General features: G+C 43.3%; 17 protein-coding genes. 6 read left to right on the forward strand and 11 right to left on the reverse strand.

The features are described 5' to 3' along the window. Positions 1 to 28: 28 nt before the first annotated feature. Positions 29 to 562, reverse strand: a complete 534-nt coding sequence (locus tag PPIS_RS19735) for a dihydrofolate reductase family protein (RefSeq protein WP_010376104.1) — start codon at positions 560 to 562, stop codon at positions 29 to 31. Between the two features lie 86 nt (positions 563 to 648). On the opposite strand from PPIS_RS19735, the gene PPIS_RS19740 reads away from it, so the two are divergent. Beyond that, positions 649 to 1,206 (forward strand): TetR/AcrR family transcriptional regulator, encoded by a 558-nt coding sequence (locus tag PPIS_RS19740; protein WP_010376101.1) that lies wholly within the window; start codon positions 649 to 651, stop codon positions 1,204 to 1,206. Between the two features lie 59 nt (positions 1,207 to 1,265). Here PPIS_RS19740 and PPIS_RS19745 read toward each other — a convergent pair whose 3' ends face one another. After that, on the reverse strand, positions 1,266 to 2,060 hold the full coding sequence (locus tag PPIS_RS19745) for a helix-turn-helix domain-containing protein (RefSeq protein ID WP_248694181.1): 795 nt from the start codon (positions 2,058 to 2,060) through the stop codon (positions 1,266 to 1,268). A 144-nt stretch (positions 2,061 to 2,204) separates the two neighbouring features. On the opposite strand from PPIS_RS19745, the gene PPIS_RS19750 reads away from it, so the two are divergent. After that, entirely contained in the window at positions 2,205 to 2,585 is a 381-nt protein-coding gene (locus PPIS_RS19750; RefSeq protein WP_010376098.1) for a DUF3224 domain-containing protein, read from the forward strand. A 19-nt stretch (positions 2,586 to 2,604) separates the two neighbouring features. On the opposite strand, the gene PPIS_RS19755 is transcribed toward PPIS_RS19750, so the two are convergent. From PPIS_RS19755 to PPIS_RS19765, 3 genes are all read right to left on the reverse strand, one after another. Next, positions 2,605 to 3,222: an HAD family hydrolase gene (locus tag PPIS_RS19755; RefSeq protein WP_010376096.1), complete on the reverse strand. Its 618-nt coding sequence runs from the start codon at positions 3,220 to 3,222 to the stop codon at positions 2,605 to 2,607. A 159-nt stretch (positions 3,223 to 3,381) separates the two neighbouring features. Next, positions 3,382 to 5,883 (reverse strand): ABC transporter permease, encoded by a 2,502-nt coding sequence (locus tag PPIS_RS19760; RefSeq protein ID WP_010376094.1) that lies wholly within the window; start codon positions 5,881 to 5,883, stop codon positions 3,382 to 3,384. Continuing rightward, positions 5,873 to 6,586 carry an ABC transporter ATP-binding protein gene (locus PPIS_RS19765; protein WP_010376092.1) on the reverse strand — a complete coding sequence of 238 codons (714 nt, stop codon included), beginning with the start codon at positions 6,584 to 6,586 and terminating at the stop codon, positions 5,873 to 5,875. The genes PPIS_RS19760 and PPIS_RS19765 overlap by 11 nt, the downstream gene beginning before the upstream one ends. On the opposite strand from PPIS_RS19765, the gene PPIS_RS19770 reads away from it, so the two are divergent. Next, positions 6,585 to 7,205, forward strand: coding sequence for an arylesterase (locus PPIS_RS19770; RefSeq protein ID WP_010376088.1), 621 nt, complete (start codon positions 6,585 to 6,587; stop codon positions 7,203 to 7,205). The two genes, PPIS_RS19765 and PPIS_RS19770, sit on opposite strands and share 2 nt — an antisense overlap. A gap of 76 nt (positions 7,206 to 7,281) precedes the next feature. Here PPIS_RS19770 and PPIS_RS19775 read toward each other — a convergent pair whose 3' ends face one another. The 6 genes from PPIS_RS19775 to PPIS_RS19800 all read right to left on the reverse strand — a co-directional run bounded on the left by PPIS_RS19775 (position 7,282) and on the right by PPIS_RS19800 (position 13,816). After that, complete coding sequence (locus PPIS_RS19775; RefSeq protein ID WP_010376086.1) at positions 7,282 to 8,022, reverse strand: reprolysin-like metallopeptidase; 741 nt, start codon at positions 8,020 to 8,022, stop codon at positions 7,282 to 7,284. A gap of 15 nt (positions 8,023 to 8,037) precedes the next feature. Continuing rightward, positions 8,038 to 8,739 (reverse strand): hypothetical protein, encoded by a 702-nt coding sequence (locus tag PPIS_RS19780; protein WP_010376083.1) that lies wholly within the window; start codon positions 8,737 to 8,739, stop codon positions 8,038 to 8,040. Between the two features lie 334 nt (positions 8,740 to 9,073). Next, positions 9,074 to 9,667 carry a 1-acyl-sn-glycerol-3-phosphate acyltransferase gene (locus PPIS_RS19785; RefSeq protein ID WP_010376081.1) on the reverse strand — a complete coding sequence of 198 codons (594 nt, stop codon included), beginning with the start codon at positions 9,665 to 9,667 and terminating at the stop codon, positions 9,074 to 9,076. Between the two features lie 238 nt (positions 9,668 to 9,905). Then, on the reverse strand, positions 9,906 to 10,793 hold the full coding sequence (locus tag PPIS_RS19790) for a hypothetical protein (RefSeq protein ID WP_010376078.1): 888 nt from the start codon (positions 10,791 to 10,793) through the stop codon (positions 9,906 to 9,908). Between the two features lie 111 nt (positions 10,794 to 10,904). After that, a complete protein-coding gene (locus tag PPIS_RS19795) occupies positions 10,905 to 11,393 on the reverse strand; it encodes a DUF6702 family protein (RefSeq protein WP_010376075.1) in 489 nt (162 codons plus the stop codon). Next, on the reverse strand, positions 11,393 to 13,816 hold the full coding sequence (locus PPIS_RS19800) for a M1 family metallopeptidase (RefSeq protein WP_010376072.1): 2,424 nt from the start codon (positions 13,814 to 13,816) through the stop codon (positions 11,393 to 11,395). Before PPIS_RS19800 ends, PPIS_RS19795 begins: the two co-directional genes overlap by 1 nt. A 460-nt stretch (positions 13,817 to 14,276) precedes the next feature. On the opposite strand from PPIS_RS19800, the gene PPIS_RS19805 reads away from it, so the two are divergent. From PPIS_RS19805 to PPIS_RS19815, 3 genes are all read left to right on the forward strand, one after another. Next, positions 14,277 to 14,516 carry a hypothetical protein gene (locus tag PPIS_RS19805; RefSeq protein ID WP_010376069.1) on the forward strand — a complete coding sequence of 80 codons (240 nt, stop codon included), beginning with the start codon at positions 14,277 to 14,279 and terminating at the stop codon, positions 14,514 to 14,516. 81 nt (positions 14,517 to 14,597) lie between these two features. Continuing rightward, positions 14,598 to 15,797, forward strand: a complete 1,200-nt coding sequence (locus PPIS_RS19810) for an exonuclease SbcCD subunit D (RefSeq protein WP_010376066.1) — start codon at positions 14,598 to 14,600, stop codon at positions 15,795 to 15,797. A 4-nt stretch (positions 15,798 to 15,801) separates the two neighbouring features. Then, the gene (locus PPIS_RS19815) at positions 15,802 to 19,461 is read left to right on the forward strand and encodes an AAA family ATPase (RefSeq protein WP_010376064.1); all 3,660 of its coding nucleotides are present in this window, start codon (positions 15,802 to 15,804) and stop codon (positions 19,459 to 19,461) included. Positions 19,462 to 19,464 lie beyond the last annotated feature (3 nt).

Raw genomic sequence — 19,464 nt, forward strand, 5'->3', positions numbered from 1 at the left:
GGCGCTTATTTTAAGCGCCTTCTTAGGGTTATCTTTGGCGTACGTAGTAATTTTTTACCACGCAATCTAAATATCTCACAGCATTCACATGTCTAAATTTAAGCGGTTCGTTTAATTCTCCGAATAAAGGTGTTCCACTACCTAAAATAGTTGGAATGGTCGTGATAATTAGCTCATCAATGAGATCTTGTTGAAGAAAGCTTTGTATGGTTTTTCCGCCATCAATGTAAAGGTTTTTAAAGCCCTGCTGAGCCAGTTGTTCGGCGATATCTGTCAGTTCACCTCGCACAAGCGATACCTTATCTGAAAAAACTTTTGGTACTTCTTTAAGCGTATTACTTAATACAAAAACAGGTTTATTGTATGGCCATTCGCAATCAAATCCTTGGATTGTCTCAAAGGTATTACGTCCCATGATGATGGCATCTACGCGGGCCATAAAATCGGCGAACCCCAAGTCTGAACCTTCAGGGTTGGGTAAATCGTGTAGCCAGTCTAAGCAGTTGTTTTTATCGGCGATAAAGCCGTCTAGGCTTGCCCCGATATAGACGATGTTTGCCATTTTATACTCCAATTGAACCCTAAACCATTTCAAGATAAAATAAATTCTACAGTGTAGAATTTATTTTATCTTAGCGAGAGTAAACAATGAGTGTCAAGGATAAGAAGCGTGGCCGACCGTTAGCGGAAGGTGAAGCACTAAGTCAGGAGCGGATCATACAAGCAGCCAAATTGCAGATGAAGGAAAGTAGAAAAGTACCTAGTATTCGAGCGTTGGCGAGCAGCCTAAATGTCGATGCGATGGCAATTTATCATTACTTTAAAAACAAACAGGCTTTGCTCGAAGCTTTGACCTGCTCTTTAGTCGATGAAATCTATGAACCTAGCTGCGATGAACCGTGGCAAACAGAACTACAAAAGCTCAGTGCAAGTTATTTACAGCTACTCGATGACTATCCAGGGTTGTTAACTGTGCTGCTGTCAATGGACTCAGTAGGTCCAGCTCAAGTATTTCAAACTCGATTTGAAGAAGTGACTCAAACGCTTGAATTACAAGGGCAGGCACAACAAGATGCGATTTGCTTACTGGTTGATTATCTACATGGTTTTGCACTCGCTATGGAGTGTAACCCAGATAGAGAAGCGTTAAATGTCTCGATGACAAGCGGTGCAATTGCACTAATGTGTAAAGCGATTGAGGCTTAAGTGTCATTGCGTTGTGGCGTTGTAAAGGGGCATTACAACACATAGAGGCGAAGTACCTGTTAGGGACGCTTGAGATAACGAATGGGAGTGGTGCCGATTATTTCTTTAAAATCTCTTATAAGGTGGGACTGATCGGTATAGTCCAACTGAGCAACAATATCTGCCATCGTAGTCACATTGGATTCCAGCAGTGCAAGTGCTTGGTGCAGGCGATACTTTCGAATTAGCCATTTAGGACTAAAACCTATGTAGTGTTGGCAAAGCCTTTGTATTTTTCGTATTGGCATGTCGCAGTGTTTAGCAAGTTGCTCAACCGTAAAAATATCGCTGTGATCTTGCAAGGTGTTGAGAATATATTCAGCCATAGCAGCACCAGTGCTTTGAGGGAGTGTAAACGACATTAAAAATTGTGATAGCACTTTTACCCGCTCTGCATCATCACTTGCCGCCGTTAATGAAGAAATAAGCGAACTCGATGGCACATCGCAAAGATGCTCCAAAGAAAAGGTTTTATCGACACATGCCAAAGGGGTGATATTAAATTGCGCTACTAGGGCACCTACCCTAAATTTAATTCCCAAGATCTGCCCTTTTCCATGCATTGTGTAATCGTATACTTTGCTTACAGGGCCAATAATTTTTATTTCATCGGTACTTTGCAGCAAATGAAAGTTGGGATCTGGTAAGTTTCTTTGTGTATGGGTTTTATTATCCGGCAAACACCAGTCGACAAACCAAAATTGCTCGACAAGATCTTTTAACTCTGTGCATGGGAAATACCGTCTAAGCTGGTAGTTTGGCGCGCTTTGCTGTTGGTGAAGTACGCCGTTGATTGGGCTAAGGTTAGATTTCATCGCTGCCTTGTTATGGATAGAGCTCATTGTTTGTTGTCGTGTTTTTACAATACCAATTTTAAATTGCGTGCTAGATTTAAAACAAGCTGCATGAAACTGCAGAGCAAGGTCAAACTCTTCTACTATAAAATTAAGGGAAATGCGATGCAACTAACAGGTGTGTACGAAATTATCAATTGGCAAGAAACCACAGAAAAACAATTTGATGATGGTGCTAAACTCTCCAAAGCCGTGGTGAGCCTCAGTTATGACGGCGAAATTGAAGGCAGTAGCGAAGTTTATTATCAGCTTCACTATACCGAAGAAGGAGATGTTGAATTTAATGGCTTTGAAGCAGTAATCGGGTGCTTTTCTGGGCAACAAGGCAAAGTTGTATTGATGCACGACGGTCGTTTTAAGCACGGTAAAGCACATAGTAATTTTACGGTGGTACAGAGCGATGTTGACGCGATTGCGGTGGGTGACAAAGGGTCATTTGAGTCGACTGAGGGAAAAAAGGCAAACTACCAAATAACACATAACTGATAGCTTCAATGTTATTGCGCTAGGCTAAGTAGCGGTGTCTTCTCATGTCTAGCGTGTACAGCGCATCAACTAACTCAGCAAAGTGACTAATGACGACATCTGCTTGCTCTGCGTAGTGAGGTTTGTCATTGGGGGCAAACAAGCATGATGGCATATTGGCGTTATGTGCCGCCTCTATATCGTAGAGGTAATCGCCAACATAAACGCATTGATAAGGTGGCACTTGCCAGGTCTGAGCAACTTGCAGCAGTGCGGCTGGGTCTGGTTTGGCTGGCGCGTCGTCCCTCGTTAAAATCAATGGGATTGGCAATCCCGCTGTTTTAAGCTTCAGTCGCGCCGCTTTTGCAAAGTTTCTGGTCACAACGGCAAGCGGGACACCCATTCTCGAAAGGTGCGCAATAGACTCCTTAACCCCAGGAATAACTTCACAGTGCTGTGCGTCACATAATTCATGTTGGTGGACGATGTTCATGGCCTCTTCACGCATATAAGGTGAAGGCAATCCACTGATAAAACTGAGTAAGTCTTGCCCTACCGGACAGCCAATTTGTGCCCGAATAAGTGAGAAATCGAGTTCAGATGTCACTAGTGTGCCATCTAGGTCAAAAATGATGCCTTTAACCGGTATCCTATCCATTTTTAATATCCTTTGGTTTCGCATATGTACTGCGTAGCCCTACTTAAAGGTAGGTACGTAATTGAAGTTTGTAAAGATCAAGACGATGGAGTTTTGCTTTTGCGAGATGAGTGGCTCACTGATGGTAACGGTGAGCCACTTTTTAGGCTTTTCGAAGTTTTATGCGAGTTTGTGTAGTAGTCCTTGTGTGTTTTGTTTCATGGTATTCGCCACCATAAAGTAACCAATTACAGCGACGAACGTTGCGCCAGTTGCAGGCCCTAATAGCCAAATATAGGGGTGCAAGCGGCCATCCACATCGAATGTTTGGACTTGGATCACCAACAGTGCAATGTCACTGACCACGGCAGCTACCAGCCCTGCTAATCCGCCAAGTAATAAAAACTCATAAAGCGTGGCGAGTTTTATCAAACGACCTTTGGCACCGAGAGTGCGCAAGATAACGATTTCTTGCATACGTTCGGCAAGGCTTGCCTGAACCTGAGAAATGAGCACCAAAGAACCGCTGATAAGCACGATACTAAGTACAAAGCTAATCGCCAGTGAGACTTGAGAAATCATCGACTGCGCCTGTTTGAGCTGGCTTTGAATGTCGATCATGCTAATTGTCGGATACGCTTTCAAAAACTGGCTAATAACCTTAGTGTCTGCTATTTCAAGCTTGGCGGCAGTAAAGTAAGTCACTGGGAATTGGCCGGCGATTTTATCGTTAAATATCATCACAAAGTTAGGTTTCAGCGAGCCCCAATTGACACTACGTAAACTCGTTACTTTGGCTTCAATTGTTTGACTATTGATTAGAAAGCTAAGCGTGTCCCCCACTTTTATCCCTACCCGTTCGGCGAGCCCTTGAGCGACGGAAACTTGAAGCGCATCAGAATCATCGAACCATTCGCCATCGACTACTTCATTGCCCGCTGGCAATTCATCTAGCCAGGTAAGGTTGAGCTCGCGCCCTACCCCTTCTCGTGCATCTTCGTCTTTTTCTTCACCTTCTTGTAGTGAGACCCGGCGCGCAAACTCTTCGCCATTTAGCGCATTGACACGGCCCAAAAAGACGGGGTAAAAATGTTCATGTTTGATGCCACTTTCATCGAGTTTGCTTTGCATTGGCTGAATTTCTTGTTCCATGATATTGATAAAAAACGCATTAGGTGCGTCTTCTGGAACTTGCATCTGCCAATCTGAGATCATGTCATTTTTCAGTACCACTAAAAACAACATTAATTTGATAGCCAGAGCAAAGCTAATAAGCTGTACCGCATTTGCATTAGCACGTTTTTGCAGTGTGGCAATGGCAAGAGACCAACTTGAGCCAGGGCTCAACCCCAGTTTTCTGCCCGCTGAAAATAACAGTCTTGAGATCACGTATAGCACGGCCATGAGTAGCAAGGTTGCGCCGAATAAAATCGCGGTGATCTTAATATCGCGACTAAATAGCCACATTAATCCAAAAATAGTTAATACCGAGAGCGCCATATGAATTCGGCTAATCGCGATGGTGTCTCCGAGGTTACGTCTTAGGACGCGCAGCGGCGGGATATCAAATAAATCTAATAGTGGTTTTAATGAAAACATCATTGCACACACTACACCCACAGCAATACTCAACAGCCAAGGCCTGAAGCCTGCTTCAGGCAGGGCTGTATCCATAAAGTTAATCAGGTAAGCGGCCCCAATACTTTGCAGCCCGTAACCGATAGCAAGACCGACTACAACGGAAAAAAAGGTCACTAAAGAAAGGTGTAAAAGATAAATACGGCGGATGGTTTTGCGACTACCACCGAGAGTTTTCATCATGGCGACAGGATCATATTGGCGCTCACAATAGCGCTTTGCAGAAACCGCCATCGCTACGGCAGCGAGCATGATACCGAACAATCCAGCAAGGAGTAAAAAGCTCTCCGAACGAGCTAAGTTTTCACCTAAAGGTGATTGCCTGTCTTTTATTCCCTGCCAAGATTGGTTGCTCTTGAGTTGCGGCTTGAGCCAAGTGTAGTACTCTCCCAGCTGCTGCTCTGTGCCCGAAAATAGTAGGCGATAAAATACTCGGCTTCCGGGTTGAATGGCTTTCGTCACCGCAATATCATCATAATTAATAAGGACGCGTTTGTTCCCCGTCAGCGAGAAGAAAGGGGCATCAGGCTCGCTAATAAGCACCTTACTCACGGTAAACTGCCCTGCCCCTATTTCTACCACGTCGCCAATTTTAAGACTAAGGGAATAAAACAAGCCTTCGCTGAGCCATACATTGCCCTTTTTTGGGGCGGCTTGAACTTGGTAATTCTCGCCATTAAGGCTATCTCTTAAAGTAAGTTTACCTCTAAGTGGATAGGTTTCTGTCACAGCTTTTAGCGCGCCAAGAATTAACTCATCGTTGGCAAATAACATCGAGTCAAAATACACTTGCTTGGCGGTATTTAAGCCAAACTCTCGTGCTGTGGTCAATACTCGGTCGTCGAAATCATGGTTGCTCGAAAGCCGCCTGTCAGCAGCGATAAAATCTGCGGATTTTTGTTCTAGATTCAAACGGATCCGCTCGGTAATGGAAGACAAGCTAAACACAGTCAATACTGCAAGCGCAATTGCAGCTAGGATGATGGTGAGCTCGCCTCGTCTTAATTCCCTAGAGAATAAAGTAAGTGCTAACTTAAACCACATTGACAGCCGCTCCTTGTTTTATTACTTCTAGTTTTCCAGCTTCAATATGAATGATGCGATCACACTGTTGAGCGAGTTGCTCATCATGGGTAACAAGCACCAAAGTGGTGCCATTCTCTTTGTTTAGGTCAAACAGTAAACGCTCGATAAGATGGCCGTTCTTACTGTCTAGATTGGCTGATGGTTCATCGGCGAATAAGATTTTGGGTTTGCCAACAAAGGCTCTGGCTATAGCCACTCGCTGCTGCTCACCACCCGAAAGTTGTGAGGGATAGTGAGTTAGTCGATGAGACAAGCCAACTTTTTCTAATAACTCTGTCGCTTGATTTTTCGCACCTTTGTCCCCAGCTAATTCAGCAGGAAGCATCACATTTTCAAGCGCGGTTAAGCTTTGCACTAACATAAATGACTGAAATACGAAGCCGACTTTTTCTGCTCGCAGTTGAGCTCGAGCTTCTTCATCCATTTTTTGCAATGATTCGCCATCTAAATGAACTTCTCCTTTGGATGCGATATCTAAGCCGGCAAGCAAACTAAGTAAGGTTGACTTACCAGAGCCTGAAGCGCCAACGATTGCCACGGACTCACCTGACTTGACAGTGAAATCGATATCACTAAGGATAGTGAGATTACCTTCGACGGTCGAGACCTGTTTAGTAAGGCCTTTTACTTGGATCATATTTAACTGAGAAAGCACTGACATGAAGTACTATTTCCTAAAGTTGTTGTTCATACTTGTTATTGTAATGACGCCGTTAAGCGCAAATGCCAAGCAAAAACTCATGATAGTTGGTGATAGCTTAAGCGCCGCTTATGGCCTGAAACAAGATGATGGTTGGGTTAAATTGTTACAAAATAAATACGAAACAGAACAAAATCCGATCGAAATTATCAATGTTAGCGTTAGCGGTCAAACAACAGGTAATGCTGTGGCAAAAATAAATCAGCAATTGAAAACGATTTCGCCTACTCATGTATTAATCGAATTGGGCGGTAATGATGGTTTACGTGGCTTCCCTGTTAAAAGGTTAAAGGCAAATCTCACACAACTGGTGCAATCTAGTCAACAAGCTGGCGCCAACGTTGCCGTAATGGAAATCCAAATACCTCCTAACTTAGGTCCACGTTATACCAGTATGTTTACTGAGAGCTACCAACAAGTGACAGAGCAAACCGGTAGCTATCTAATGCCCTACTTTATGTTAGAAGTGGCGGACAAACCGGAGTTAATGCAAAACGATAACTTACACCCAAACAAAGAAGCACAACCTCTAATCCGCGACTTTATGTATAAAGAAATCAATCAATGGTTGGCAAAGTAAGCATACTAAGCACGAAAAAACCCGCTAAGAGCGCGGGTTTGGGTGTGTTTTAGTTTGAAACTTGAACGTCAAGCGATTACTTGAAGTTTGCGATGCTCGTTTTAGTCGCATCTACCGTTTTCCAAGCATATGATTGACCAACTACACCGTAAGGCACACCGCCAAGAGACCAGTTCGGGTTAGCGAAGTAGTCGTACTGTGTTGCATTACCAAATACATGTGGATAAGCCATGATACTGGCGAAGTTGTCTTGTACGCCGTGGCCCATACCGTCAACGTATACACCACCGCTGGTGTCACCTTGTTTGCGTGAATGCGCTAGACCTTGGTTGTGACCAAGCTCATGAACAAATGTTGTTGCACCACAATCGATACCTGTAATGCTGAACATACGGTTGCTCATGCTTGAATATAGGTTGCCATTGCTACCTTGACCTACCCAAGCTAGACCACATGTGATGTAGTTACCATTGCGCTCACCTGTACCAAGTACTGCAACCATATCTGCACGCCAAGTATTACGTAGGTTAGCTACATAGCTGCTGTTAGTCACAGAATCTAACCAAGTACTCGTTGGTGTGATGTTGTAGTTACCTAAATTTTGCGTGCCTGCAAGACGTAGTTGCAGATCGATACCATTTTGGCTGTAAACTTGGTTTGTAAACGCAATCAACTGATTGATTTTAGTGTTAATGTTTGATGTAGCAGCCGCTGACTGATCAGTATAAAGAATGCCGATATCAACGGTGACTGCTGATGCGCTTGCAGATAGAGCGAGTGCTGTTGCCAGCGATGCTGCCTTTACTGTTGTATTCATTGTTTTTCCTTTCTTTTAGTTAACGTTACTTTTGGGTTGAAAAATATCTTCCTTCACAGACACTGAGTTACGTTCTGTTTCGTCATGACTATCATGCGGATGCAGTTCTTCTTCTTTGTGAGAGCGATATAAGTCTCGCTTGGCTGCGATCCAGCCAAATTGGTCTTTTGATTCGAATACATAGTTGCCGCTTGGCGCGGTGAGTTGACCATATACGGCGTCTTTTCCTACCGTCAAAACGGTGGTATGGAAACGACCATCAGCACCTGTGACCTTACCAAAGACGCTTTTATCGCCGTTTTCTGCTAAGGATATGCCGGTCACTTCTGCTACAAATGACTCTTGTGTTTGCGGAATAAGCAATTCAAAGTTATCGCCGCCTTCTAATTTTCTGAGTGTAGGTAAATCAAATTCAATATAAGCTTCATTGTTTAAGTCTTGTGGTAACACCTTTGCGGCTGACAGCACGGCTTTTGCTTTATTCGATACCTTATTCACCGCATAAAAGTCACTGCTTTTTTGTATTGGCGCTGCTGTGATGGTGACTTGCTTAGAACCTTGTTCAAGCGTATCAAGCTCTAGGGTCGCCTTCGACTCATCTTCTGTGTTGTTCGAAACTTGAATTACATTTGCATGTGAAAGTTGAGCTTCAGGCATCATTTTCCAAAAAGCAATTCCAATAAAACCAACAAGTAATGCAACAATGAGCAATCGCATAATCCACCACGAATACGTTAATAAGTGGTGAAATACTATTCATTTTGCGGGTTTGTGATCAACTTTTAATTTACCAAGTGTTTTCATCTGGATTCATTAAAATTAAATATCTTCATGATATATATGTATAAATCTCATTAACAAATCTTTACAATGTGGTGTGGTTAAATGTGTTAAGTAGTGGAGTTGTCAAACTAATGTAACTAAAGTGTGTCTTTTTAAAGTAATTGATTAGATTGACTTTATTTTTTCAATTAGTGGCATTATTTATCTGTTAGTCTCTATCTAGTTGATTTGTATATTTAAAGTTTTCAGCTTTAGTTGACGCTTTTATTCATAGTCCTGATGCGTGTTCAGGGTATTTTGCCATTTGTTTTGAAAACTGTTGTTTGACTTGGTGAAGTAACTGATCGGGAGTGAGCTCTGTAGTATTGTTAATCGCCGGCATAACAACAAAAGTTTTACTACGGTAGTCTATTGCCATAGGCACAATGGGGACTTCGGCGGATTGTGCTATGTAGATAAAACCTTTTTTCCATTCTGAGGTGTATTTACGAGTCCCTTCTGGGGCTAGGCCCAAAATTAATTGGTCGTTGGCATTGAAGATATCGCGAACCTGCGTGACCATACCATGAGGTGTATCTCGCCTAACCGGAATACCGCCCCATTTACGTAATAGCCAGCCAAATGGTGGGATAAAAATGGTGTGCTTGCCTAAAAAACGAATTTCAACATCAAGTGCAAGCTTGACAGCAATGCCAATAAAGAAATCCCAGTTTGATGTATGCGGCGCGACGGCTGCTACGAATTTGTCTTCACTTGGGAAAGTGCCAGCTATCCTCCATCCCATCATCTTAAGCATCAAGTTTCCAAGCTTTCGACCAATAGGGCTGTTTGAGCGTGGGATATTGGCTGGAATATTGATCAAGGTAATGGCCTTCTTTGTTTTTATTATTTATTGATGGTGAATTTATTTTAGTTGACAACTTTAGGTAGCCAGCGCTGGTGTACGATACCATCGTGTAAAATGAACTACTGAATAGGCAGAGAAATCTACAAAAGCATGATTGAACTAATATAGGTCCCTTACTGCTGTATCCCAGCCCCAGATTAATTAACCAAAGCCGATAATTCAAGTTTCAATAGCTTGTCGCTCTGAGCTAGGTTTAGTTGGGTGATATACACTGGTGGATAGGTTGCCAAGTATATTTGGAGTTAAACAGGGTATCCCTTGTGTGACCACTCAAGTTTGGGTTTTGCAGTTTTAAAGCTTTCCTATCCTCAAATTTGGCTTTTGCAATGGCTTCACGAGTAATTGGATGATTGAAAAATAGTCTATCAAATGAGCCGTCTTCTATTGCTTTGTTGAGGCCATAGCTAAGGCGTTCCTTGAGTCGACTATTATTTTTATTGACGAAAAAGTACATAGCAGTGGGATAACAAAACGCGAACCTAGACTCTACTACTGTGCTATCCATGCTTTGTAACTCTGTCCATGGTTCGTGAAGTGCGCGAGGGAAGAGCTCAAAGCGTTTTTCTTCTAACATCTTTGGTAGCAAAGAAGCCATGCTTGTGACTACAACAAAGCCATTTTTTTCGTAGATTGAAGTATCGGGCCAGTCGATACCACTACCAAGCGTGAAACTCATTAATTGGGCGGGAGAGTGAAGCAAAGAGAGTCTTTCTTCGGTATCTTTGTGGATGAGAAATAAACGCGCGCCCATCATTCCTTTTAGTAGCGGCACATATACCGTCGCTAAACTCTTTTCTCTTTTGATGGATGTCATACTCCAGTGAACATCTAAAAGCTTCCCTTGCTCCAAAATTTCTAAGGTGCGTCCTTGAGGGGTATGATCGAAAGAGTTTTCACTGAGTTGGTAAGCGCCATATTTATCGCGGCTCTTATTTAGAGCCAGCCTTAATAACGCGATGTAGTAGTCTTGTTTTGGATCTGCAAATTCTTTAGAGATGTTATAGCGCACTAAATCGTTTGCACAGACGCTAAATGACGTCAGTAATATGCAGGTCAACACCAGCTTTATTGAGGCTATCATTCCTTTTCCTCATCGTGCATTAAAAAGTATTCTTTAACTTTAGCGCAGAACTTGAGTTGATAAAGTAAAAAAGGCACCGGAGTGCCTTTTAACTTTAGCGAGTTAGATAACCTAAAACGTGACGCTTAGCCAATCATCATTACCATCAAAGTGCAACGACCTGACTTTTCCTTTGCCTTCAAAGTTTACTAAATTGACTTGTTCTGACCACACATCTCTGAGTGCATTATGGCGCATTTTAAGTTCATTTATTGGTGAGAACAGTGGCGTTTCTTGATATACCCAAAAAAATTGGCCATCAATTTCCGCACCAACCAAATTTAAGGGCAGCACTTTACCTGCGCCTGTTTTTAATTCAACGCGCTTACTGACATAATTCGCAAAGCTTACTCTATCAGCAGCATTGTTAAATATATCGGCATTGTGACTAAATAGGCTCTCTACCGCATGCTCAGTATCATGGAGATAAAATCTGTGCATGATCTCGATATTGCCACTGCGTTCGTTAAATAAAACAGTGGTGATCGCTGCTTTTAATTGGTGCGCCTGACAAAGCGGCGAAATCAGCACCAGTAAACAGGCTAAGCGCCAGGTTTTCATTAGTTATCCTTTTTCTCTTCGAATGGTTTTAGCTCGGCTTTCACGTCTTGCATGATATCGCGATACACTTTACCTTCACGCTCTTTCTTTTTATAGAGTTCTAGGCGGGATTCTATAATGCGCCTTGGGTAATGGTTATTCTCGATATCAACGTCAGCAGTTTCCCATCGCGGATCAACAGTCACGGATGCAAGCGGCTTATCTTTATCTGTAATAATTAGCTTGCTGACGTTACGGGCATTGCGACGCCAAATCTCGGCAGGGATAGTTCGCTCTTCTTTGCTACCATCTTGGTACGTGAGCTCAAGTAAGATTGGCATCACGAGTCCACCGACATTACTAAACTTAAGCACATAATAGTTTTTGTCTTCTTTTGCCGCGCGCTCAAGGGTACGTTTTTCCCAAGGTTTAAGCTCAGATAAAAACTCACGATACTCATTTCGTTCTTCATTGGTTACCGTAAACTGGTCATTACTATCGTAAAAGTCTGTTATGTCTTGGTTTTTATCAATCCAAAGTGCGCGCCCTTGTTCTTGATTGCGTTTGACGAATAACGACATTGGTTTGTTCTTTTCAAACTCACGTAGACGGCCAAAGTCGATGTCTGGGTTTTTGGTGTCTAACCGCAATTGATAGATTTTATCCAATGAGATATCGACATGATCTGTGCTGTAAAACCAGCCGCGCCAGAACCAATCTAAATCGACCCCAGAAGCTTCCTCCATCGTTCTAAAGAAGTCGGCAGGCGTTGGGCGTTTATATTTCCAGCGTAGGGCATATTCTTTAAATGCAAAATCGAATAGCTCACGACCTAAAATCACCTCGCGCAGAATGTTAAGAGCCGCTGCTGGCTTAGTGTAGGCATTTGGACCTAAGTGCAATACGCTGTCTGATTGTGTCATGATGGGAGACTGATCTTCAGATTTCATGTAGGCAGCAACATCTCTTGGCTCAACGCCCCAAGGAATGGTGGGATCCCATTCGCGGCCAGCAACGCCATCTAAAAAGCTGTTGAGGCCCTCATCCATCCATGTCCACTGGCGCTCGTCTGAGTTGACTATCATCGGGAAGTAGATATGCCCTACTTCGTGAATGACAACGCCGATTAAAAAACGTTTCTCGGCCAGTGAATAGGTGCGAGAGCCATCATCTTGCAATTTCGTACGAGGACCATTGAAAGTGATCATCGGATACTCCATCCCACCGACAGGACCATTTACCGACTGCGCGGTTGGATAGGGGTAATCAAACGAGAAGCGTGAATAGACTTCCATGGTATGAATAACGGCTTCGGTGGAGTATTTTTTCCACAAGTCCCCCCCCTCTTTGGGGAAAAATGACATGGCCATCACGAGAGGCTGCTCGTCACCACCTTGCTGATAGCCTTTAGCATCCCACATAAATTTACGTGATGAAGCCCAAGCAAAATCGCGCACATTTTTGGCCTTAAAGCGCCACGTTTTAGTGTCATCTGTGCCGGCTTTTTCGTTTTCTAGCGCTTCTTCTTCAGTAACGATGAATACCGGGCGTTTTGCTGTTTTTGCTTGCGCTAGTCTGTCACGCTGGGTTTTGCTCAGAACTTGCTTTGGGTTATCTAACTCACCGGTTGCAGAAACGATATGATCGGCTGGCACCGTGATTTCAACGTCGTAGTCACCAAATTCGAGCGTGAATTCACCACTGCCAAGAAACGCCTTGTTGGTCCAAGCTTCATAATCTGTATACGCCGTTAGACGAGGGAACCATTGCGCGAGCAAAAAGATGTCATTACCATCTTTTTCAAAGTGCTCATAACCCGAACGTGCGCCAACCGCATCTTCTTCAACAATATTAAAGGCGAAGTCCATGCTAAATTGCAGATCTTTACCTGATTTGAGCGGTTCGTTTAGGTCAACACGCATCATGGTATCAACAATCGTGATCTTGAGCGGTTTACCGCGACCGTCCTTGACATTATTAATGACAAAACCAAGTTCTGTGTCATCCATAAACTGCTGACGTCTGAGTTGATTTAGTGAAATTTTTGCATGTTTTGCAACCGGATTACTCTGTAATTCGTTCCCAAAAGTTGCAGTGCGTTCAGCGATTGAATCGTTTTTGAAGATATTTTGGTCTAATTGTAGCCATAAATATTTGAGGGTGTGAGGAGAGTTATTTTTGTAATTTATGGTCTGCGTAGCGGTTAATCTTTTGGCTTTCTCGTCCAAATTTACATCAATATCATAATCCACCTTTTGTTGCCAATAACGCTCTCCGGGCTCACCGGCTGCACTACGGTAGATATTTGGGGTAGGTAAGGCTTCATCTAATTGGCGAAACTTATCTTCAAAATGCCCTTTGGTTTGTGAAATGGCGCTGGCGTGTGCGACACCGGATAGCGCGAGTGCAACCAATAAAGGCATAGCTGGTGTTGATTTTTTCATTGTTATTTCCCGTTTTATCATGCCAAGGTATTGACCGATAAACATTTTTATTTCAGTTTTTTGCTCTGAGTGAGTAGAGGGGATTTGCATGGTGACAAAGGAAGACAAATAAAACCTTCTACGTGTCAATAAACTGACAAATAAAAACACATAAATCAAAGTTTTGAGATAAAGTAACAAGATTTGGACTCGACTGAAATTAGACTGTTTTGAGTGTTTTTTAATCTATTGTTTTTGATAGAAAAAATACAGTGGTCTAAAAAATTAATTTGTATGCCAAAAAGGTATTTTGCTGGGTTATTGTCTACATTTTATAAATAAATAAAGAAAACAAAATTAGTTGTTGATATTGACCCAAGTTTGTCTTTAAAATCGCGCACTTTACAATCTCTGGGTAAAACTGGCGTTAGTTTTGCTCTGTACTAAATACCCGTTTAGCGAATCGAATGTGGTGGGCAGTATGGATTTCTACATACTAAAAAAACAAGAGAAGTTTGTTGCAATTCCTGCAGACGAACAAAACTGTAAAGATTATTTAGATGACGGCTATTTTTATGTTGATAAAGTAGCTGCCTGTAACGAGAAATCGGCGATTAAACGCGTGCAAGATAAGCATAGTCGTGTTTTCAAGTTACCTGCTAAATTCTTTTTACTGGCATTACCTATAATCATTTTTGCTTGGTGGCAGTTGACTCACTAAGCTGTTAAAGCGTCAATATTCACAAGACGAATATTGCTCGACGATGCTATATTAGCGTTTCTATAGGAAAAGGAACGCTAAATGAAGGTTTTACACACGTCTGACTGGCACTTAGGGCAATCGTTTTACGAGCATGACCGCAGTGAAGAGCATCAGCTGTTTTTAGACTGGCTATGCGATGCGCTGGTTGAACAGCAAGTCGATGTACTGTTGATCAGCGGTGATATTTTTCATACCGCAACACCGCCCGCCAGTGCTGAAAAGCAACTGTATACCTTTATCCAAAAAGCATCTCAACTGTGCCCTCAGCTGCACATTATTCTGATTGCTGGCAACCACGATTCCGCTAATCGCATTGAAACCGCAAAACCACTCTTAACCTTATTTAACACCCATGTTATTGGACGTTTTAACAAGCAAGCGCCGGAACAGGTTGTTATCGATTTACCCATCGCAGCGCAGCATATGCATGTTGTGGCAATGCCATTTTTACGCAGTGCTGATTTACCAAAACCGCTAGATGACGAGTTTGACTATCAAGCAGGGGTGCAATTAGCTTATCAGCATGCGCTAAGTACGATAGAAGAAGTGAAAGGCCCTATTGTGCTAATGGGGCATCTGCACGCCAAGGGGGGAACGATTTCTGAAGATTCTGAGCGTAACCTCAACATTGGCGGTTTTGATGCGGTATCTGCAGGTGTGTTTGGCGAGCAGTTTGACTATGTTGCGCTAGGTCATTTACATAAAGCGCAAACCGTCGCTAAGCAAAGTGCTATCAGATACTGCGGCACACCTTTGCCAATGTCATTTTCCGAACGCAATTATAAGCATCAGGTATTGCTCGCTGAATTTAACGAGCAAGGTCTGGTCGATGTAAACCCCCTTTACGTTCCCCGTTTTAAAGATGTGTTATATATCCCTGAAGATGGTGCAAAGCGCTTGACTGAATTATGCGAAGCTATCGCGGCGCAAGATTTTAGCAAGTTCGATAGCGCTCCCTATATTCGCTTAAAATTATCTGCAGCGGAAACCAATAGCCGCTTTCGAGCCGAGATTGATGAAGCGCTAAAAGGAAAGGATATTAAGTTTTGTGGTATTGAGCGGGTGTCCAAAGGCGCAGCTGCCAGTGAGTGGTTGTTTGAAGATTTGGGCAAAGTTGAATCGTTATCGCCCAATACCTTGTTGGATATTGCCTATCGCGAAATTGAACCTGAGCAGGAAAAGGCACCAACGACATTGCATGAAAAATTAGCTGAAGTGATCGCGAGCATGGAGGAGTAGGGCGATGAAACTTGAAAAAATACTAATCACCAACCTTGCCTCTATAGAAAGCGCAGAAGTCGACTTTACTGCGGCACCACTCAAAGACACCGGTCTTTATGCCATTACTGGTGATACAGGGGCGGGAAAAAGCACTTTACTGGATGCGGTTTGCCTCGCATTTTATGGCAAAACCGCACGATTAAAATCGGATGACAAAGAGAGAGTTGCCTTTAATGGCGATAACATTAAGTTAAACGACCCGCGAAACTTATTGCGTCGGGGTTGTGTTGCAGCATCTGCGAGCGTGGTTTTTATTGCCCAAGATAGTAAACGTTATCAAGCTATTTGGTCGGTAGAGCGTGCTAGAAAAAGCCCTAAAGGTAATTTAAAAACCGCCACTATAGAGTTGTTTAGCCTACCTGATATGACCCTAGTCTGTGAGAAGAAAAAAGAAACAGAACAAAAAATCGAACAGCTAGTCGGGCTTAACTTTGAACAGTTTACTCGAGCTGTGCTGCTTGCTCAGCATGAATTCTCCGCGTTTTTGAAGGCAGGGGGAGATGAACGGGCTCAGTTACTAGAATGTCTTACGGGTACCGAAAAGTTCAGCAATATAGGTAAAGCGGTTTTTGAAGCGCACAAACAAAAGAAAATCGAGCTGCAATCCCTGCAAGATAGGCTAGGTCAAATTGTGCTCTTGTCACCAGAGCAGCTTACCGAACTTGAAGCACAGAAGTTGGCGTTGATTGATACAAGAAATCGACAACAAGAGACAAGCACAAAGCTGCAAGCTCAGCTGCAATGGCTCGCGGATGTCGAGCTAAGAAAGCAAAAAATAACTGAGGTGGAACACAGGCTAAAAACGCTTGAGCAGCAAATAGAAGATGGAAAGCCACAGCAGGAATATGCGCAGCAAGTCTTAAAAGCCAATGAGATGCGTGATAATCGTGAGCAGCATGAGCTGGCGGATAAACGCGTTGCGCAGCTATCTCAAGAGCAGCTAGCACTGCAGCAACAAGATTTTGTATCCGCCATTACAACGCTCAAAGCAAAACAGCAGCAACTGGAACAGCAGCTTATTACGCAGCAAACCAATTTTGTAAAGTTAGAAGCAAGCTTTAACACCATTCGTATATTGGATGAAAAGCTGAGCCTACACAAAGCGCAAGAACGAGAAACTAAGCCCTATCTTGATAAGCACGCTAATCTTATTGCGCAACATGAAGCTGCGATACAGAAGTATCAAGTACAACAAGGCGAGATCGCTACTGAATTACAGCAACTAGAGCATGAGCAAGCGAATTTGCACTCAGTTAGCAATATTGCTAGGCAATGGAGCGTGGTTCAACCTCAATTCGATGATCTGCAAAAGTACCAACAACAACGCAACGATCATGAAACCCAGTTGCAAAAATTACCGAACGAACAGCAAGCGCTAGGTACACAATTGAGCAAACATGAGGCTGAGGTACAGCACCTACAAAAGGTTTACGACACCGAAGCCAGCGTGCTCTCCGCGTTAAAAGAAGCACTCGCACCTTTGACTCAACAAGACCTAAATTTGGCATTGCAGGACTGGTCTCTATGCGTGCAAGCCTATCGTAGTATTGAAGAAGGGGATGCCTTGCTGCATCAGTTACGATCGCAACAAACTCAGCATCATATTGGCTTGGAAAGGCTTGAGATACTGATCCGAGATACCAAGCAGCAAGATGAGTTGTCTAAACAGCGTCTAGCCCTAACTCGTGATAACTTGGAGCAAGTGCAGTTACGCGCAAGTGAGCGGATCAGCGATTTACGTTCTCAACTGCGAGCAGGGCAAGAATGTATGGTGTGTGGCTCAAAAGAACATCCTTATGGTGTGGAGCATATCGATGCCCATTGGGAACAGTTACTATCGGATTTCCGGTCTCAGTATCAAGCTGCTGAGCAAGCTCGGGAACAGGTGTTGCAGCGTTATAACCAACAAGTCGGTGAAAAAGAGCGTGAAAATGCACTATGGCAGTCCGTCAGTCAGGAAATTGCTCACTGCACTAAGCAAATAAATGAGAATCGCGCTCGACTAGATACGTTAAATGATGAGTATAAAGTTGGCAGCGCTGAGCAAGCTGAATTGCAACTGGAGAATATACAGTCACGGCTAAATGAACTATCCAAGTTACGCAATGATATCGACCGCCAGTGGCAATCGGTTCAGCAGGCACAACAACACCTCGAGCAGGCTAAACATAAAGGGCAGGCACTTCAGCAGCAGCACCATGATTTAGGTAATCATATTGCCTTTTTGCGAACCGAATATGATCAGCTATCACAGACAGTGGATGCCTTACGCAATCGGCTTGAAGCGTTAATTTCCGATAAGTCGTGGTGGCAAGACTTTGATTCATCTCCTCAAGCTGCCATCAGCCAACTTAAAACAGGGGTGCAAACTTGGCTAAAAACCACCGAGCGTACAGATGTATTAACGGCGAATAAAGTTCAGCTTGAGCATCAATTACATCTTGTCAGTCAACAAAAACAAGATGAGGCGCAGCGGCTTGAAGAATTAGAACATACGCTTATACAACATCAGCAGAATATTGAACGCCTCAATCACGAACGTGCTGAATACTTACCACAGCAGCACACCAGCTTGGATGATTGGATTGCAGAGCTTAAGCAGCAAGAGCAGCAAAGCCGAGAGCAGATCACACAAACCCAGCTGGCGCTGAGCCAAACCGAAGCACAGCGTGAAAAGGCTCAGCACAGCCTGACGCAGCTAGAAAAGCAAATTGCCGAGCAAACATTGCGGTTGCAGCAACTTGATGTGCGCTTTGAACAATGGTTGCTCGACCAGCAGGGGCAGCTAGACAAAGTAAAAGTATTAGCATTACTTGAGGTTTCGTTAGATGAAGCTCGAGCGAATTTAGAAAAGTGTGCGCAAGTTCAGCAAGCTTTTCAAAACACTAAGCTGCAGCTTAGTCATCAGCGTGAAGAACTCAGCCAACTTGAAAGTAAATACCCTGATGGAGTTGATAGTGAACAAGTGAAACTAAGTCATGCCGAGACGACGCAAGCACTTGAGCAAACTCAAAATCAGTTGCTACAAGTGCAAAGTGCATTAGAGGTCGATGCTCAGAATAAACAACAATTCTCTTTGCAAGCGGCAAATCTCGCTCAGCAGCAACAAGACTACGAGCAATGGCATTTGTTAGATAAGCTATTAGGCGACGCAACAGGCAAAAAGCTGCGTAATTGGGCGCAAACACAAACGTTAAAAATCTTATTACAGTATGCTAACCAGCAATTGCATACGCTTTCTAGACGTTATCTGCTTACCAATATTGAGCAGTCTTTAGAAATTGCGGTGATAGATAAAGACATGGCTGACGAACAACGTAGCGTCAACACCTTGTCTGGAGGAGAGTCCTTCTTGGTATCTTTATCTTTAGCACTTGGACTTGCTGCACTTTCATCAAATAAAGTGCAAATACATTCATTATTCATTGATGAAGGGTTTGGTACGTTAGACCCTGAGACGCTAGGTGTCGCGATTGATGCACTAGACGCGTTGCAATCACAAGGCCGCAAGGTTGGAGTGATCTCGCATGTTGCTCAGATGAGCGAGCGGATCGCCACCCGTATCCATGTGAATAAACAGCCGGGAGGCTACTCATCTTTAAATTTAGTACCACAAACATAAGGA

Source organism: Pseudoalteromonas piscicida (assembly GCF_000238315.3).
Classification (GTDB): Bacteria; Pseudomonadota; Gammaproteobacteria; order Enterobacterales; family Alteromonadaceae; genus Pseudoalteromonas; species Pseudoalteromonas piscicida.

Coding starts and splice junctions, on each gene's coding strand:
- PPIS_RS19815 (WP_010376064.1), top strand. CDS start 15,802: ATGAAACTTGAAAAAATACTAATCACCAACCTTGCCTCTATAGAAAGC.
- PPIS_RS19735 (WP_010376104.1), bottom strand. CDS start 562: ATGGCAAACATCGTCTATATCGGGGCAAGCCTAGACGGCTTTATCGCC.
- PPIS_RS19800 (WP_010376072.1), bottom strand. CDS start 13,816: ATGAAAAAATCAACACCAGCTATGCCTTTATTGGTTGCACTCGCGCTA.
- PPIS_RS19755 (WP_010376096.1), bottom strand. CDS start 3,222: ATGGATAGGATACCGGTTAAAGGCATCATTTTTGACCTAGATGGCACA.
- PPIS_RS19770 (WP_010376088.1), top strand. CDS start 6,585: ATGAAGTACTATTTCCTAAAGTTGTTGTTCATACTTGTTATTGTAATG.
- PPIS_RS19790 (WP_010376078.1), bottom strand. CDS start 10,793: ATGATAGCCTCAATAAAGCTGGTGTTGACCTGCATATTACTGACGTCA.
- PPIS_RS19795 (WP_010376075.1), bottom strand. CDS start 11,393: ATGAAAACCTGGCGCTTAGCCTGTTTACTGGTGCTGATTTCGCCGCTT.
- PPIS_RS19750 (WP_010376098.1), top strand. CDS start 2,205: ATGCAACTAACAGGTGTGTACGAAATTATCAATTGGCAAGAAACCACA.
- PPIS_RS19740 (WP_010376101.1), top strand. CDS start 649: ATGAGTGTCAAGGATAAGAAGCGTGGCCGACCGTTAGCGGAAGGTGAA.
- PPIS_RS19765 (WP_010376092.1), bottom strand. CDS start 6,586: ATGTCAGTGCTTTCTCAGTTAAATATGATCCAAGTAAAAGGCCTTACT.
- PPIS_RS19745 (WP_248694181.1), bottom strand. CDS start 2,060: ATGAAATCTAACCTTAGCCCAATCAACGGCGTACTTCACCAACAGCAA.
- PPIS_RS19805 (WP_010376069.1), top strand. CDS start 14,277: ATGGATTTCTACATACTAAAAAAACAAGAGAAGTTTGTTGCAATTCCT.
- PPIS_RS19810 (WP_010376066.1), top strand. CDS start 14,598: ATGAAGGTTTTACACACGTCTGACTGGCACTTAGGGCAATCGTTTTAC.
- PPIS_RS19780 (WP_010376083.1), bottom strand. CDS start 8,739: ATGCGATTGCTCATTGTTGCATTACTTGTTGGTTTTATTGGAATTGCT.
- PPIS_RS19760 (WP_010376094.1), bottom strand. CDS start 5,883: ATGTGGTTTAAGTTAGCACTTACTTTATTCTCTAGGGAATTAAGACGA.
- PPIS_RS19775 (WP_010376086.1), bottom strand. CDS start 8,022: ATGAATACAACAGTAAAGGCAGCATCGCTGGCAACAGCACTCGCTCTA.